A 16,405-nucleotide genomic window follows, 5' to 3' on the forward strand; every position below is an offset into this window, starting at 1 on the left:
TACTGTAACCGATTCTATTGTTTATCTCCAAAAATTTCGTGGAAAGGAATGGATACGAAACCAAGGAGGTAATATTGTGCAAACGCATCAACTCTATATTAACGGTAAATACACAGAATCTAAAAGCAATGAATGGATCGATATTGTAAATCCAGCGACAGAAGAAGTCATTTCCAGAACACCAAAGGGAACGAAAGAAGATGTAGACCAGGCTGTAGAAGCGGCGTTCCAAGCTCAGAAAGAGTGGGAACTGACACCGAATATCGAACGCGGAAAAATCGTGCGTGCTCTCGGTGATAAAATTGAAGAAAAACGGGATACATTTATCGATTTACTTCAAGAGGAGCAAGGGAAGGATTATGAATTGGCAAGCGGAGAAATTGATCTCGCCATTGATTATTTCCGGTACATGTCCGAATGGGCACGTCGTATCGAAGGCGAAATCGTGCCAAGTGACCGACCTAATGAAAATATCATGATCTACAAGAAACCGATTGGCGTTGTAGGCGGAATCGTACCGTGGAACTTCCCAATGTTCATATTAGCACGTAAAGTTGCTACGTCTCTTGTAACAGGTTGTACGATTGTACTGAAACCAAGTCAGCAGACCCCGAATACCGCTATGGAATTCACCAAGCTTGTAGATGAAATGGACGAAATTCCAGCAGGTGTTTACAACGTTGTCACAGGTACGGGCTCTGAAATTGGTAATGCACTGGCTACCCATGAAAAAGTGCACATGATCACGATGACAGGTAGTGTGACTGCAGGAACAAAAGTTATGGAAGCAGCAGCCCAGAACATTACGAAAGTGAACCTGGAACTAGGCGGGAAAGCACCGGCTATCGTAACAGCCAACGCAGATTTAGATATTGCAGTAGAGAGCATTACTACATCACGTCTTGCTAACAATGGACAGGCCTGCACCAATGCTGAACGTGTCTATGTCCATGAGAGCAAAGCAGATGAACTGATCGAGAAATTACGTCATAGCTTCGAATCCAAAACATTAGGTGATCCACGTGAAAATAAAGATGCAGATGTTGGGCCTCTTGTCAGTAGGGACCGTGTAGAAGAAGTGGACAGCATGGTCAAAGAAGCGGTAGAGGCCGGTGCGAAGGTAGAAATCGGTGGAGAACGTGGAGATCAGGACAAAGGGTTCTTCTACAAACCTACTATTCTAACTAACGTAAACCACGAATCTAAGATCATGCAGGAAGAAATATTCGGTCCAGTCATTCCAATCACCACATTCAAGACTCTAGATGAGGCGATTGAAAAAGGGAACGATACCGTATATGGTCTAACGTCCTCGGTTTACACGGACGATTTGAATGAGGCTATGCGCGTCGTCAATGAGCTGAAGTTCGGGGAAACATTCGTGAACCGTGAGAACTTTGAAGCAGTGCAGGGTTATCATGCCGGAATGCGCAAATCCGGATTAGGCGGAGCAGACGGTAAACACGGTATGGAAGACTTCCTTGTGACTCAAGTAGTCTATATGCAATATAAAAATGATAAACAGTAACGATAAATATAGGACGGAACCTAAGCAGGTTCCGTCCTTTTCCGAGTGTCGAGAAAGACTTTTAGCGTAGGCAACATACGTACCGCGAGGTGAAGACCCCGGAAGAAAGCGGTTTTTGCTTTCTGAGGAGGCTGAGGCCGTGTCCGCGGAAAGCGAAGTATGTTGCCGGAGTGATGCATGTATTTCTTCATAAAGAAAACCCGAACGAATCGTTCGGGTTACTCTTTTTCTATTATCGGTTATCGATTTTTTCTGGATAAAGGTCGTGATTCATTAAGCGGTGATCAGCCATTTGTTCGAATTTCGTCCCTTTCTTCCCGTAGTTGCAGAACGGGTCGATGGAAATACCGCCGCGTGGCGTGAATTTACCCCACACTTCGATATAACGCGGATCCATCAGCTCAATCAAATCGTTCATGATGGTATTCACACTGTCTTCGTGGAAATCACCGTGGTTACGGAAGCTGAAAAGATATAACTTTAACGACTTACTTTCGACCATTTTCACGTCAGGGATGTAGCTGATATAGATTGTCGCAAAGTCCGGCTGGCGGGTTTTTGGGCAAAGAGTCGTAAATTCAGGACAGTTGAATTTCACGAAATAATCACGGTTCGGATGTTGGTTATCGAATGTTTCTAATACTTCAGGGTCGTACTCGAAGGAATAGGCATTGCCTTGATTCCCGAGTAGGGATAGGTCTAAGCTGTCTTCGTTTCGTCCGGGCATACATATGCACCTCATTCTCTAGAATAAATAAAAAAACCACAACCCTAAGGGCTGTGGTTTTGGAATCATATCAGCGTCCTTAGTTTTTTAAAGAGGGGTTAGCTAAGAAAACTCTGTATATCTACTTCATTATAGGTCTGAACCACACACCTGTCAATGCAAGGAGAAAAGGCGCATTTTTTGTAAATGTTTGGGATAACACTTTAAAAACACAAGCGTTTCCACTAAAATAAGAAGTAATTCATAAAATATTCAGAAAAATATTGCACCATGATGCTCTGAATCCTTCAGGGCTTTATTCAGCTGAGTTTAGAAAACGTTTTCAAAAATCTTTGATGAGGTGATCAAACATGGACATGAAACCCATTCCAGCACGTTCCGGAGAACACAACATGCAAAATTATGAAGAAGCACATGCTTTATTTGATTGGAATGAAGTGAAGAAGAACTTCACATGGAGTCAGACTGGTCAAGTGAACATCGCATATGAAGCGATTGATAAGCATACAGAAGATCCTCAAAAAAAGAATCAAGTTGCTCTCGTCTATTCTGCCCCTGATCGCGAGGAGAAGCTGACATTTGAAGACTTAAGGGTTCAGAGTAATAAATTTGCGAACGTTTTGGAAAAGCATAATATCGTAAAAGGAGATCGTGTCTTTCTGTTTATGCCAAGAAGCCCGGAATTCTATGCGGCCTTCTTAGGTATTCTGAAAACAGGTGCGATCGCAGGACCGTTGTTTGAGGCGTTCATGGAACAGGCGGTTCGTGACCGTTTAGAGGATAGCGAGGCGACCATGTTGATTACGACGCCTGAGTTGTTGGATCGTGTACCGGTTGATGAGCTGCCTGATTTGAAGCAGATTGTCCTTGTCGGTGGAGATGCCCCTGGCAACTATATTTCCTTCGAGGAAGAAATGGAGGAAGCATCAGAAGACTTCGATATTGAATGGGTCGACCTTGAAGATGGTATGCTGCTTCATTACACTTCTGGTTCCACAGGAAAGCCTAAAGGGGTATATCATGTGCACAACGCCATGATTCAACACTACCAAACAGGTAAGTGGGTACTGGATTTGAAAGAGAATGATGTCTACTGGTGTACCGCTGACCCAGGTTGGGTGACAGGTACAAGCTATGGTATCTTTGCACCATGGTTGAACGGTGTGACCAATGTCATTCGAGGTGGCCGCTTCAGCCCTGACGATTGGTACGGAACCATTGCCGAGCAAAATGTAACAGTATGGTATTCTGCTCCGACTGCGTTCCGTAAGTTGCTGAGTGCTGGTGAGGAAGCAGTGAAGGAACATGACCTTTCTACGCTTCGCCATATCTTGAGTGTCGGGGAACCGTTGAACCCAGAAGTCGTTACGTGGGGACTTAAAGCCTTCGACTTGCGTATTCATGATACGTGGTGGATGACAGAAACCGGCGGTATGTTAATTTGTAACTATCCAGCGATGGAAATGCGTCCAGGATCGATGGGTAAACCATTCCCAGGTATCGAAGCATCCATCGTAGATAATGAAGGGAACGAATTGCCTGCCAATCAGATGGGGAACTTGGCAATTAAAGCTGGCTGGCCTTCGATGATGCGCGCAATCTGGAAGAACCCAGGCAAATATGAAAGCTATTTCCTTAATGGTTGGTACGTTTCTGGTGATAGTGCGTATAAGGATGAAGATGGCTATTTCTGGTTCCAAGGTCGTCTGGATGATGTCATCAATACGTCCGGCGAACGTGTCGGTCCATTTGAAGTGGAGAGTAAGCTGATTGAACATGAAGCGGTAGCAGAAGCTGGAGTTATCGGTAAGCCGGACCCAGAGCGCGGAGAGATTATCAAGGCGTTCATCACCCTGAGAGATGGTTATGAACAGTCGGATGAGCTGCTGGAAGAAATCCGTCAGTTTGTGAAAAAAGGGTTGAGTGCTCACGCTGCTCCACGAGAAATCGAAATCAAAGATACGATTCCAAAAACACGTAGTGGTAAAATCATGCGTCGTCTCCTGAAATCATGGGAGCTTGGTCTACCGACAGGTGATACGTCCACATTAGAAGAATAGTACCTGAAACGTCTGCAGGGTTCCTGCAGACGTTTCTTTATAAAGATTCAGGACATTTTCCCCTTTCTTTCCACATCTTGTTATGATGTAATGGATAGGAAGAAGGAACGATATTGATAGAGACGGTTGTGAATTCATCCCCTCATCATTCTTTATAGTGTAGTTCGCTAGTGGACAGTGGACAACCCAAGTAGAAGAGCATTGGAGAAAATTCCGATCGCTTCTTTTTTTAAACTATTTAACCGAACATACGTTCTATTAGGGGTGATGAATAATGGATGAGGTAGTGCGTCATTTTTTTGATAAGTTCCCAGATTTGAAAGGAAATCAAGCGGTAGAGACATTTATTAGAATGCCCGAACATCGAGAGGTAATAGAAGAGTATTTGCGCAATCCTATAGAAAACAATCGTCTTGCTTTAGATCAAACATTCAAAGCTTATTACTTTGATGTTCGCTTCACGTCTTACGTAAGCACCTCTCTCTATTTTCAAAGTGTGAATTTCGACAAACGTGCAAGGCGATTTGCAGGCAGGAATGCGTTGACTCTTGATCAGCCGATTGGGGACGGGGAAGGTACCACATTCAAAGATCAGATTGCCGACCCAAATGGGGAATACTTTCTAAAAGAAGACAATTTAGAAGCATGTGTCGAAGATGAAAAGTTGATAAAGGCTTTAGCCACGTTGACTGACCGGCAGCGCCGGATTTTGAACCTTGCCTACTTCAAGCAATGGTCAGATACGGCTATCGCCAATGAATTCGATGTAACTCAACAATCTATTTCCAAAAGTCATCGAACAGCATTGATGAAGTTAAAAAACGAAATGACGAAAGGAGAGTAGAAATGTCCAACCTGTATCAATTTGTGAAAGCGTCACAGGAGGGAGTACAAACAGAGGAAAGAATCATTAAGGCTTTCGAGCCTAAGATCAAATCGTCATTGAGGATGACGAAGCAAACAAACCGAGAAGATTTAGAACAGGAGCTAAGGGTTTTTGTCCTTCGTTATGTACGAGAATATGATATCGGGCGAATACCAGGGTTATTCGAACTGAACCAAATACAAAGAAAAAAAGCCCAATAACAAAGCGCATACTAGGGGAGGTGCGCTTTGTTATTTTTTATTGGGGAAAAGTCCGTTGAGCCCTGCTGCAATGGCAACTCCACTCGCAAGACCTAAGGCTAGTTGGTCAAACATCAACCCGAATACAACACCAAGCGCGACGCCTAATCCCATCCAGCTCCCTAATCGTTTCTTTGACGACTGTCCTTTTTCCATATAAACCACTCCTTTATTTCTTATACGAGATCTCCCCATCATTTGTTTCAAAAAACAGTTGATAGAGGTTGTTTTTTTATACCTCAACCTTTCTTTATACCTTGAAAGGGCGTTACAAATAAGCACCTCAAAAAGTATTGTATTAGATTTAAAAACGAAAAGGAGGAGTAACGATGGATTATGTAATGTTTGCTCAACTTCTTGGAGATGTAGGCTTTCCGGTAGCTATCACTATATATCTGCTATTGAATATGGAGGCGAAAATAGAACGCTTAGAATCTACCATTCACACTTTAGCTGAATCGAAGGAGTCTGATGATATGGAACGATAAAGGAGAGCGCAGAAGCATTCCGTGGATGCTTCTGCTTTTCTGTTTCACATGAAACGTTGAAGTAGGACACACTGTCAAAAGCTGTGATAACATGTAGAAAAAAATAGATTAAATCGCAGGTGAATGAAATGAAAACAGAAACAGGATCATTTATAGGAACAAGCTTAGAAACGACACAGTGGTTTGTTTTTCTACTTGCAAGCTCTGTTGCTTTACCTATTGTCATAGGTTCAATCTTCGAATTGAACTTTACAGAAATAGCGGGCCTGATGCAGCGCACCTTCTTTGCAGTAGGGATTACGTCGTTTTTGCAAGGAGTATTCGGGCATCGGCTGCCGATTTTAGAAGGTCCAGCGGGATTGTGGATCAGTATTTTTGCCGTAATGGCATATTCCGGGGTGGAATCGGGAAAAAGCTATATAGAAACCTTGCAGACGCTAGAAGCGGCTATGCTATGGACAGGTGGATTTCTTCTGTTATTCGGTACCTTCCGTTTGGCACACCGTGTTCTATTTGTGTTCACACCACTCGTGACAGGTGCTTTTTTATTTCTGCTCACGGTCCAGCTTAGCGGAACGTTTCTACAGGGGATGTTGGGGATACAACAACAAGTCGAAGCTATTCATAGTACAGAAGCTGCCGTCGCCTTTTTCACTTTCTTTCTTGTATTAGGGTTATCCTTATTCGGAAAAGGGGCGCTGAAAAGTTATGCCGTGCTCCTTGGAATTGTGGTGGGATGGCTCACATATGTCGTGACGATCAACGGGGAATCAGAAAGAGATGCAGATGTAGCTGTATTCCAACCACCTGAATGGCTCGCTTGGGGTCCTCCTAACTTTGAGTGGAGTGTCATACCGCTGGCGTTTATTACGGCGGTTATTTTATTGTCGAATATTGTCGCGTCTGTCGTAGCGGTGAGTCAATCCATTCATGGGAAGCCTTCCTATACATATAGCCAGGTGAACCGGGGGAGTAGCTTTCTAGGTGTGACACATGGCATTACTGCGATGTTTTCAGCGATTGCCAATGTTCCTCTCGCTTCTTCCTCAGGGTTTATTGATTTGACAGGTCAGAAGAAGAAGCGACCATTCTTATACGCGTCTCTGCTTCTCGTCATCATCGCTTTCTTCCCACCGCTTGTAGCGTTTATTTCCGGCATTCCAGCTCCTGTGGCGAATGCCGCACTGCTTGCTACATTTGTACAGCTGATGGGACTCGGTCTTTCGAATATTGCGAGTCAAGAGTTAGACCAGCGACGGCTTACGATTTTAGGAGTCTCGTTCCTGCTAGGAATTGGTCTGATGTTTCTTCCAGCAGAAGTCTTCCAAGGGATGCCCGGTTTGGTGCGGAACCTTGCAAGCAATGGATTGCTTGTCGGGACCATGTTCGTCATTTTATTAGAACAACTATGGAAAGAGCCGAAACATAGCTAGAAAGGACAGAATACACATGACAGAAATGTACGATGTCGTTGGAATCGGAGTCGGCCCCTACAATTTAGGGCTGGCGGCTCTGATGGATGATACAGAATTGAATGCCGTATTTTTTGAGAAAACACCAGAATTCGTCTGGCACCCTGGTATGCTGGTCGAGCAAATGGATTTGCAAGTTCCCTTTCTGGCCGATCTCGCCACATTCGCAGACCCTAAGAGCAGGTTTACATTTATGAACTACTTATATGAAAACGACCGGATGTTTCCGTTCTTTTTCCATCAACACTTCAAAGTGCCGAGGCAAGAATATAATGATTACTTGCAGTGGGTTGCTGGTCAACTGTCATCGATCCGCTTCGGTCACACTGTGATCGACGTCATCGATCATAACGAAGGGGAGTCTCCTCACTACCAAGTGGTTGCAGAAGAAACGGCAACTGGAAAGAAAGTATATGTAAAAGCGAAACATGTCGTCATGGGAACCGGAAATGAACCGCTTGTATTGAATGGTATGGACGGATTTCCGAATGAAGATGTCATTCACTCGAGTCGCTATTTGTTCGAGAAGGAGCATTTATTGAAGGCTAAGCATGTGACGGTTGTGGGATCCGGGCAAAGTGCACTTGAAGTCTTTCTTGATCTACTGGAGGAGCAAGAGCGCCAGGATATGAAGTTGACCCTGTTCACTCGAACGGGAGGATTATTCCAACTGGATCAAGCGAAGTTTGCACAGGAAATGTTCACACCTGACTATGTAGATTACTTTCATAATCTGAGCCTTGACCAGCGTAAAGAAGCATTGGATACATTGAAGCCGCTAAGAAAAGGGATCGATCCAGACACACTGACACAACTTTACACAAGGCTTTATCACCGGACGGCTGGTGGGAAAGAGGCACGTGTGCTCATTCAACCGATGACAGAAGTGAAAGAGATCGAAGGTGTAGATGGTGGGTACAAGCTTCATTGTCGTCAGTGGCAGGAGGAACACGACTATACGTACGATTCAGAGAAGGTTGTCCTCGCAACTGGATATAAACCGCATATCCCTGATTGGTTCATGAAGCGGTTCAAGGACAAGGTGAAGTGGGAAGCGGAGAACATGTACAAAGTGACACGTGATTACCAACTGGACTTCGGTGACAATCGCGACCATCACTTTTTCACTTTGACGAACCTTGTTCATTCGCACGGTGCCGGCGCAACGAATCTTGGGCTATCGGTGCATAGGAATGTACACATCATCAATGCCATCGCAGGAAAAACGCTTTACAAAAACCAGCAGGACACATCCTTTCAGCAGTTTTCTATGCGAGATTTCTCACAGAATTAACCAATTTTTGCAAGTTGGTGTGTTTAAAATTGTACCGAGTGGGAAGATATTCTATGTGACAAAATCAACCAACCCACAAGGAGAGATGAAATCATGAGTAAGATTGCATGCGTTATGACTTCTGAATTTGAAGATGTTGAATACACACAACCGAATGATGCGTTCACGAAAGAAGGACACGAAGTAACGACAATCGAATGGGAAGCAGGTAAACAAGTTACAGGCAAGCAAGGTCAAGCCACTGTAACAATCGACGCTTCTATTGATGACGTGAAGCCAGAAGACTTTGATGCTCTGTTTATCCCAGGTGGATTCTCACCTGACCAGTTGCGTGGTGACGAGAAATTCGTTCAATTCGCCAAGCACTTTATGGACCAGGACAAACCCGTATTCGCCATCTGCCACGGACCGCAGCTACTAATTACTGCGAAGTCATTAGAAGGCAGAACAGCTACAGGCTTCAAATCGATTGCGGTCGATATGGAATATGCGAAAGCGAACTACAAGGACCAGGAAGTCGTCGTTTGCCAAAACCAATTGGTAACAAGTCGACAACCGGACGATATTCCAGCCTTCAACCGTGAAGCAATGAAGTTGTTAGAAGCATAAAGAAGAAGAATCCGCTCTGATATGAGCGGATTTTTTGTTTAAGGAAAACGAACCTTGTCTAATTTTGAAAATTTGAAAAGTTTCCTTTTTATTTTTGTTCTCGAACGAGGTATGCTAGAGGAAGAACACGAAAATGAAGCGACGTTTTACAGACGATTAAGCAGAGCTACATAGACAGAAGGAGGAAGACGATGATTGTCCAAGAGCGAGAACATGATTTTATCTTGATCAAGCAACATGACCATGCACAGTTATCCGGTCGCATGGTTCGGGAATGGAAGCAGCATTTTCTACTGCGTTCTAAATTGAGAGAAGAAGCGGACTGGGCGGCGGCGCAACACGATAGAGCTTGGATTCCGCTGGATGACAATCCTGAGTGGAACGAGGAAGAACAGAAGCCTTATTCTTTCATTGATTATCCACTAAAGGAGAAGCTTGCTGCTTACCAACGAGGCATTACAGAGGTGGCAGAACAATCGTTGTATGCAGGAATGCTTTGTAGTATGCATTATCAATCCTTTATGTCTGAAGACAGCGAGGAACCTCTGATGCGCCAGTTTGTCCAGGAAGAGAAGGAGCGGCAGGAGCGGTTGTTCGCTCTGATGGAAATGGATATTCCTAAGGACATTTATGACCTTCACTTTAAGCGTCTTCAATTTAGTGATGACCTATCGCTTTATGTATGTATGAATCAACCTGGAGTTTCGAAAGAAGAAGAAGTTGCCTGGTTCAGGGACGGATTCCGTCAGCATTTTGACTTTGCTCCAAATGGCATGATCGCTGACTGGGTTGACGACAAACAAGTATCCGTTGATCCGTTTCCATTTGAAAACCCATTCGATGCTCGCATACCTTATAAATTGGTTACGAAAGAAGCAATCAAGCAACACGGGTTCACGAAAGCTTACGAGCAAGCGGAAACAGACCAACGGTTAGTGACGTTCATCGCGAAAGATCGCTAACTTTTCTTAACGGTAAATTGATCACCTAATAGCAGCCAGTTTTGAGGGAAAGATAAACCGAGTTTCCAATAACTGATGCCCAACAGCCCTTTTTCTTTAATTAAATCAAACTTTCGCTGAATGGATCTGGCATCTTCAAACCATACTTCGTGCTCGTTCCCATCTTTGTCTGTGTACGTAAAGTAAGGGGCTTGCTCTTCGGTATCGTAAGAGATGCTGACATTATTTTCGCGGGCGATTTGAATGGCTCGCTGAGGGCTGACAGCTTTGGCAAACTCTCCTCCTGGTTCATAGGGAAGTGTCCAATCATAACCATATAAATTTTGACCTAGCAAGATTTTGTCAGCAGGCATCACAGACAGTGCATAGTCGACAACCTCTGTTACAGGACCAATCGGAGCCACTGCTCGAGGCGGTCCTCCACTATAACCCCATTCGTACGTCATCAACACAACAAAATCCACAATCTCTCCATGCGCTTTGTAGTCGTGTGCCTCGTACCAAGCTCCTTTTTGCTCGGCGCTTGTTTTCGGAGCAAGCGCTGTTGAGATCAGTAACCCTTCTTTAGATAGACGCTGCTTAGCTTTTCTTAAAAATTGGTTGTAATTCTCGCGTAATTCTTTCGGAAGAAATTCCATGTCAAAGTGAATATCACCAAATCCGACTTCTTTAGCGGTTGCGATAATGTTGTCGAGAAGTTTATTCTGAACATTTTCGTCTGTTAAAATCGTTCGCCCTAACTCTGCACTGAATTCCCCATCCGCTAAGTTGGTCACGACCATCATCAGCGAAGCATCGTTGTTAGCAGCTATTTGCTTGAAATTGTCCAGCGGTGGAGCTTTCAACGATCCATCCGGTTGAATCTCATAGCTGAAAGGAGCCAAATAGGATAACAAAACTGCTCTCTTTTCAGCAGATGAACGAAGTCTATTAGACACTTCTTTGCCATAGGGCTCGATATAAGCGTTAGCTGTAATAGGCGTCGGTGGTCGGTCTGGAATATAAAGGCGAGTACCCACCGTAAGATTTGCAGCAGGTGATATGCCATTCACCTCTGCTAGTCGTGCAGCGGAAATACCGAACTGCTGTCCGATCGAATATAGACTATCCCCAGGCTGGACGAAATAAAAGCGGCCGACAATCGGGATGACTAACGCTTGACCGATGACAAGGTCCCCGGGGGTTTCTAATTCGTTTGCTTCTATAATGGCATTTGGCGTACTATCATAGAGACGAGCAATCGTATAAACAGATTCTCCTTGTTGGACGACATGAATTTGCACGGACGTCCCTCCTTTCTCATCTTTACTAATGTATGAAAACAGATGAGCAACTTATTCTAACTAATCTAGAGGTGTCTCTATGAATAAAGATGAGCATTACATGAAATGTGCGATAGAAGAGGCTGAAAAAGCGGAAAAAGAAGGCGAAGTCCCGATCGGAGCGGTCATTGTATATAATGATGAGATTATCGCGACTGGTTATAATCAACGGGAAAGTTCTCAACTCGCTTCTTCGCATGCTGAATTCATCGCAATAGAACGAGCCAATCAAGCGATTGGGAGTTGGCGCCTAGAAGATTGTACACTGTACGTTACTCTAGAACCGTGCCCGATGTGCGCTGGTGCCATTGTTCAGTCCCGCATTCCAAGAGTCGTGTATGGAGCGAAGGACCCTAAGGCAGGTTGTGCGGGGACATTGATGAATTTATTGGAAGAAGAGCGCTTCAACCATCAAGCAGAAGTAGTACCATCTATAATGGAAGAAACGTGTTCTTTAATGCTGACGAACTTCTTCCGCAGCCTTCGAGACAAGAAGAAAAAACAGCGATCAACCGATAAATCCTGAGTCACCCATTGCATTTTTCTTTCAAACTCGCTATACTAGTCATGTCGTGCTAAGCGGGGAGGTAGCGGTGCCCTACACTCGCAATCCGCTATAGCGAGGCCGAATCCCCATCCGAGGTGATGTGGTTTCAAGGTCTGCCTTATGAAAGTGGTGTTGACACTCAGGTCCTGCGCAACGGGAACCAGTGAATCCTGTCAGGTCCGGAAGGAAGCAGCAGTAAGCTGTATCTCTCGTGTGCCGCGGGAGTGCCTGGGTTGAGCCATGATCATAAGTAACGCTTGGGACTCCATCATCGACGGTGGGTGCACGGCATACATAAATGAAGAAAAGAGTCGTTATGAATCGAATCATAACGACTCTTTTTATATACACTGGTAAGGTTCACATCCTGTCCTCGAATCAGGTATAATGGACGAAGAGACTAATAAGGGAGAACGGTTAGATGAGCTACCAAGCTTTATATCGCGTCTGGCGGCCAAGGAACTTTGAAGATGTGGTTGGACAAACCCATATAACACGCACATTGCAAAATGCGATTGAACAAGATAAGTTCTCTCATGCGTATTTATTTTCTGGTCCTCGCGGGACAGGGAAGACGAGTGCGGCGAAAATCTTCGCTAAAGCAGTCAACTGTGAAAAGTCTCCCGCCAAGGAACCGTGCAATGAATGTGATGCTTGTTTAGGAATTCAAGATGGTTCTATTTCGGATGTCATTGAAATTGACGCTGCATCAAACAACGGAGTGGAACAAATAAGAGAGATCCGGGATAAAGTAAAGTACGCACCAAGTGCAGTCCCGTATAAAGTTTACATTATAGATGAGGTTCATATGTTGTCTATGGGAGCATTCAATGCCTTGTTAAAGACATTGGAAGAGCCTCCTAGTCATGTCATCTTCATACTAGCGACAACAGAACCCCACAAAATACCATTAACGATCATTTCGCGTTGTCAGCGATTCGATTTCAAGCGAATATCTCAGCAATCGATGGTCGAACGGATGGTCACCATTACAGAAGCGGAAGACATCGCAATCGCGAGGGAAGCGCTCGAGATCGTAGCCTTAACAGCTGAAGGTGGTATGAGGGATGCGCTCAGCCTACTTGACCAAGCGATTTCTTATAGTGAGGAAGAAGTCACGATTGATGATGTGCTCGCTGTAACAGGGTCTGTTTCTCAGGCGAAATTGGCCGAAGTCATTCAAGCGTTGAACGCCCAAGATGTGAAAAGCGCTCTCAGTGCAGTAGATGACTTGATCCAGCAAGGGAAAGACCCGGGGCGATTTGTTTTTGACCTGATTTATTACCTTCGAGATTTGTTACTGTACCAGACGGCACCTGACTTGGAGCATCACCTGGAGCGGGCAATTCCAGATGACACATTCCGCGAGCTCTCCAGTCAGCTTACTGCCGATTGGATCCAAAAAGCGATCCGGGAGTTGAACCAATGCCAGCAGGAGATGAAATGGACAACCAGTCCGAAAGTCTTCATCGAAATTGCCATGTTGAACATGGTAGAAGTAAGTACTCCTGCTCAAACCGGTGCACCTGTTAACTCAGAAGCTATCAACCAGCTTTCTCAAAAGATTTCAGAACTAGAGAAAGAATTGACTGGTCTTAAGCAAAACGGCGTTGCAGCACAGGAAGGACCAAAACCCAAACCGAAGCGCACACCTGCACGTTCCGGAAGAAAAGGTTATAATATTCCATATGAGCGGATTCGCCAAGTATTAAACGAAGCATCAAAGGAAGAAATCAAGAATGTGCAAGGCAAATGGGCCGATTTCATGGAAGCTTTGAAACGGAACAACGCACCTGCACACGCAACACTCTTGAACAGTAAGCCCCGTGCTGCTTCACCAAAAGCGCTTGTCCTAGCGTTTCGTTATGAGATCCATTGCTCTCTAGCGCTTGAGCACCAAAGTACGATCGAACCGCTCTTAACAGAGTTTATAGGAAAACCATTATCGATCATCCCGATACCAGAACAGAACTGGCAGGAGTTACGCGAAGAATACGTGCGGACACAGAAGCCTGCTTCTGGTGATGCTGGTGAGGGAGATGATGAAACAGAGGCTTCCTCTTCCAGTGAAGAAGAACCTTTGATTTCAGAGGCGAGAAAACTCGTCGGAGATGATCTGATTGAAGTCCAAGACTAAGAGGTAACTAATAAAGGAGGAATCGCCATGCGTGGTGGAGGTAACATGAATAATATGATGAAACAAATGCAGAAAATGCAGAAGAAAATGATGAAAGCTCAAGAAGAGCTGCACGAAATGACTTTTGAATCTTCTGCAGGCGGTGGCATGGTTAAGGTCGTCGCAAACGGAAAGAAAGAAATCACTGACATTGAAATCCAGGAAGAAGTAGTGGATCCAGATGATGTAGACATGCTTCAAGACTTGATCATCACTGCTACGAACGATGTGATGAAACAAGTAGAGGACAAAACGAACGATACAATGGGACAATTCACGAAAGGGATGCCTGGAGGCGGAATGTTCTAGGAGGAATTCTCATGTATTATCCTGAACCGATATCAAAACTAATTGATAGTTTTACGAAGCTGCCAGGGATCGGCCCGAAGACGGCTGTCCGCCTGGCATTTTTCGTCTTAGAAATGGAAGAAGACGACGTACTCGATTTTGCGAAGTCCTTGGTGAATGCGAAGCGTGAGCTGACTCATTGTTCCACGTGCGGTCATATCACCGACCAAGATCCTTGCTCGATTTGTCAGGATGAGTCCAGGGACCAGACGCTGATCTGTGTTGTGCAGGACCCGAAAGACGTTATTGCAATGGAGAAGATGAAAGAGTTCAGCGGCAAGTATCATGTTCTTCATGGTGCTATCTCTCCTATGGACGGGATCGGTCCGGAAGATATCAACGTCCCGAGTCTAATCAATCGCTTAAAAGATGAAGGGATTGAAGAGCTGATCTTAGCTACGAATCCAAACATCGAAGGAGAAGCGACAGCGATGTACATTTCCCGACTTGTGAAGCCGTCTGGCATCCGCATGACGAGAATTGCGCACGGTCTCCCTGTAGGTGGCGATTTAGAATATGCAGATGAAGTAACACTGTCGAAAGCTCTGGAAGGGCGACGAGAATTGTAAGAGGGTGTTCATCATGTTTGGACGAGGAAAAAAAGTCAGAAAAGAAATGGATCAACAATTACTTACTGACATCCGCAAGATGAAAAAAGAATGGGAAGTGCTCAATTCCATTATGGAACAGAGCATCGAACCCAGTGACGAAGGATTGCAAGACCTTGCTCTCGTGAAAGCGAAGTATTTCTACTTATTGCGTGAAGCAAGAGTAAGAGGAATCAATGCCTTGTCATAATGCTTGTACTATTCCCCTGTCTGTAGACATAGACTGTGAAAGAATCAGTTTTATTCAGACAGGGGGTTTTTTTATGGATCCGGTTCTCGTTTTATTATTGCTCGGTTTAGCTATACCTGTATTGCTTATCATTGGAATACCGGCTACGCCATTAAAGTGGGTTGGACAAGTTCTCACTCGTGTAATAGTTGCCGTGATCTTACTCTTTTTTGTTAATCTCTTTGGTGCCCAGTTCGGCTTGCACATTCCGATAAACGGATTTACTGCCGCGGTTTCTACCATATTAGGGGTACCAGGATTGCTTTCCTTGTTGGCTATTCACTTGTGGGTCTTATAGAATGCAGATTTCATTCTGCATTCTTTTTTTATGAATTTAGGAAAAGGGGTTGTATAAGTTTGGTTAGCGTGGTAAATTAGTAGATGTCGCTTTGAGAGCGGCCTTGAACGAACTGAAAAAAGTCATTGACTCAAATAGTTCTTTCATGGTATATTTAAAGTCGTCGCATTGAAATACAGCGACAAACCAAAAAATCATGTGAAAAAAGTTATTGACATTAAATAACGAAACATGATATAATAATATAGTCGCTGTTTTGAACAGCAGACACAATTTGATCTTTGAAAACTGAACGAACCAACCAGTACGTCAATATTTTTCTTCTTAGTGAAGAAAAGACAACAACGCACATTCGGTGTGCAAATGAGCAAGTCAAACTTAACTTTTATGGAGAGTTTGATCCTGGCTCAGGACGAACGCTGGCGGCGTGCCTAATACATGCAAGTCGAGCGCAGGAAGCGAGTTGATCCCCTTCGGGGGTGACACTCGTGGAATGAGCGGCGGACGGGTGAGTAACACGTGGGCAACCTGCCTGTAAGATCGGAATAACTCCGGGAAACCGGAGCTAATGCCGGGTAACATGTTCCTTCGCATGAAGGAACATTAAAAGAT

At 44.5% G+C, this 16,405-nt stretch carries 18 protein-coding genes, 1 rRNA gene and 1 other RNA gene; 17 read left to right on the plus strand and 3 right to left on the minus strand.

The genetic code is table 11. The annotated features are described in order from the left end of the window. The first annotated feature begins 76 nt into the window (after window positions 1-76). Window positions 77-1,528, plus strand: a complete 1,452-nt coding sequence (gene aldA / locus E4663_RS17705) for an aldehyde dehydrogenase (protein WP_135328606.1) — start codon at window positions 77-79, stop codon at window positions 1,526-1,528. Between the two features lie 232 nt (window positions 1,529-1,760). Here aldA and queF read toward each other — a convergent pair whose 3' ends face one another. Continuing rightward, window positions 1,761-2,255, minus strand: coding sequence for a preQ(1) synthase (queF, locus tag E4663_RS17710; RefSeq protein ID WP_135328607.1), 495 nt, complete (start codon window positions 2,253-2,255; stop codon window positions 1,761-1,763). Between the two features lie 350 nt (window positions 2,256-2,605). Here queF and acsA point away from each other — a divergent pair, with 350 nt between their 5' ends. The 3 genes from acsA (at window position 2,606) to E4663_RS17725 (ending at window position 5,401) form a co-directional block, all read left to right on the plus strand. Further along, window positions 2,606-4,315: an acetate--CoA ligase gene (acsA, locus tag E4663_RS17715; protein ID WP_079477455.1), complete on the plus strand. Its 1,710-nt coding sequence runs from the start codon at window positions 2,606-2,608 to the stop codon at window positions 4,313-4,315. A 274-nt stretch (window positions 4,316-4,589) separates the two neighbouring features. Further along, window positions 4,590-5,159 (plus strand): sigma-70 family RNA polymerase sigma factor, encoded by a 570-nt coding sequence (locus tag E4663_RS17720; protein WP_135328608.1) that lies wholly within the window; start codon window positions 4,590-4,592, stop codon window positions 5,157-5,159. 2 nt (window positions 5,160-5,161) lie between these two features. Next, complete coding sequence (locus E4663_RS17725; protein WP_135328609.1) at window positions 5,162-5,401, plus strand: hypothetical protein; 240 nt, start codon at window positions 5,162-5,164, stop codon at window positions 5,399-5,401. A 30-nt stretch (window positions 5,402-5,431) separates the two neighbouring features. On the opposite strand, the gene E4663_RS20025 is transcribed toward E4663_RS17725, so the two are convergent. Continuing rightward, entirely contained in the window at window positions 5,432-5,596 is a 165-nt protein-coding gene (locus E4663_RS20025; RefSeq protein WP_168927362.1) for a glycine zipper domain-containing protein, read from the minus strand. 173 nt (window positions 5,597-5,769) lie between these two features. Here E4663_RS20025 and E4663_RS17730 point away from each other — a divergent pair, with 173 nt between their 5' ends. The 5 genes from E4663_RS17730 (at window position 5,770) to E4663_RS17750 (ending at window position 10,265) form a co-directional block, all read left to right on the plus strand. After that, window positions 5,770-5,928: a YvrJ family protein gene (locus E4663_RS17730; protein ID WP_135328610.1), complete on the plus strand. Its 159-nt coding sequence runs from the start codon at window positions 5,770-5,772 to the stop codon at window positions 5,926-5,928. A 128-nt stretch (window positions 5,929-6,056) separates the two neighbouring features. Next, on the plus strand, window positions 6,057-7,361 hold the full coding sequence (locus E4663_RS17735) for a purine/pyrimidine permease (protein ID WP_079477451.1): 1,305 nt from the start codon (window positions 6,057-6,059) through the stop codon (window positions 7,359-7,361). A 16-nt stretch (window positions 7,362-7,377) separates the two neighbouring features. Beyond that, window positions 7,378-8,694: a lysine N(6)-hydroxylase/L-ornithine N(5)-oxygenase family protein gene (locus E4663_RS17740; RefSeq protein WP_135328611.1), complete on the plus strand. Its 1,317-nt coding sequence runs from the start codon at window positions 7,378-7,380 to the stop codon at window positions 8,692-8,694. A gap of 93 nt (window positions 8,695-8,787) precedes the next feature. Next, on the plus strand, window positions 8,788-9,303 hold the full coding sequence (locus E4663_RS17745) for a type 1 glutamine amidotransferase domain-containing protein (protein WP_135328612.1): 516 nt from the start codon (window positions 8,788-8,790) through the stop codon (window positions 9,301-9,303). Between the two features lie 191 nt (window positions 9,304-9,494). Beyond that, window positions 9,495-10,265, plus strand: a complete 771-nt coding sequence (locus E4663_RS17750) for a DUF3891 family protein (protein ID WP_135328613.1) — start codon at window positions 9,495-9,497, stop codon at window positions 10,263-10,265. On the opposite strand, the gene E4663_RS17755 is transcribed toward E4663_RS17750, so the two are convergent. Then, window positions 10,262-11,548: a glycoside hydrolase family 18 protein gene (locus E4663_RS17755; protein WP_079477447.1), complete on the minus strand. Its 1,287-nt coding sequence runs from the start codon at window positions 11,546-11,548 to the stop codon at window positions 10,262-10,264. The two genes, E4663_RS17750 and E4663_RS17755, sit on opposite strands and share 4 nt — an antisense overlap. 79 nt (window positions 11,549-11,627) lie before the next feature. Here E4663_RS17755 and tadA point away from each other — a divergent pair, with 79 nt between their 5' ends. From tadA to E4663_RS17795, 8 genes are all read left to right on the plus strand, one after another. Beyond that, on the plus strand, window positions 11,628-12,113 hold the full coding sequence (gene tadA / locus E4663_RS17760; RefSeq protein ID WP_079477446.1) for a tRNA adenosine(34) deaminase TadA: 486 nt from the start codon (window positions 11,628-11,630) through the stop codon (window positions 12,111-12,113). 44 nt (window positions 12,114-12,157) lie between these two features. Further along, window positions 12,158-12,423: signal recognition particle sRNA large type (ffs, locus tag E4663_RS17765), an RNA gene on the plus strand. 132 nt (window positions 12,424-12,555) lie between these two features. After that, a complete protein-coding gene (dnaX, locus tag E4663_RS17770; protein WP_135328614.1) occupies window positions 12,556-14,271 on the plus strand; it encodes a DNA polymerase III subunit gamma/tau in 1,716 nt (571 codons plus the stop codon). A 27-nt stretch (window positions 14,272-14,298) separates the two neighbouring features. Continuing rightward, window positions 14,299-14,619, plus strand: coding sequence for a YbaB/EbfC family nucleoid-associated protein (locus tag E4663_RS17775; protein ID WP_079477444.1), 321 nt, complete (start codon window positions 14,299-14,301; stop codon window positions 14,617-14,619). Between the two features lie 11 nt (window positions 14,620-14,630). Next, a complete protein-coding gene (gene recR / locus E4663_RS17780; protein ID WP_135328615.1) occupies window positions 14,631-15,227 on the plus strand; it encodes a recombination mediator RecR in 597 nt (198 codons plus the stop codon). A 13-nt stretch (window positions 15,228-15,240) separates the two neighbouring features. Beyond that, entirely contained in the window at window positions 15,241-15,456 is a 216-nt protein-coding gene (locus E4663_RS17785) for a YaaL family protein (protein ID WP_079477442.1), read from the plus strand. A gap of 73 nt (window positions 15,457-15,529) precedes the next feature. Next, a complete protein-coding gene (locus tag E4663_RS17790) occupies window positions 15,530-15,793 on the plus strand; it encodes a pro-sigmaK processing inhibitor BofA family protein (protein WP_079477441.1) in 264 nt (87 codons plus the stop codon). Between the two features lie 384 nt (window positions 15,794-16,177). Then, window positions 16,178-16,405 (plus strand): 16S ribosomal RNA (locus E4663_RS17795); the annotation flags it as partial.

The organism is Halobacillus salinus (assembly GCF_004684905.1).
Classification (GTDB): Bacteria; Bacillota; Bacilli; order Bacillales; family Halobacillaceae; genus Halobacillus; species Halobacillus salinus.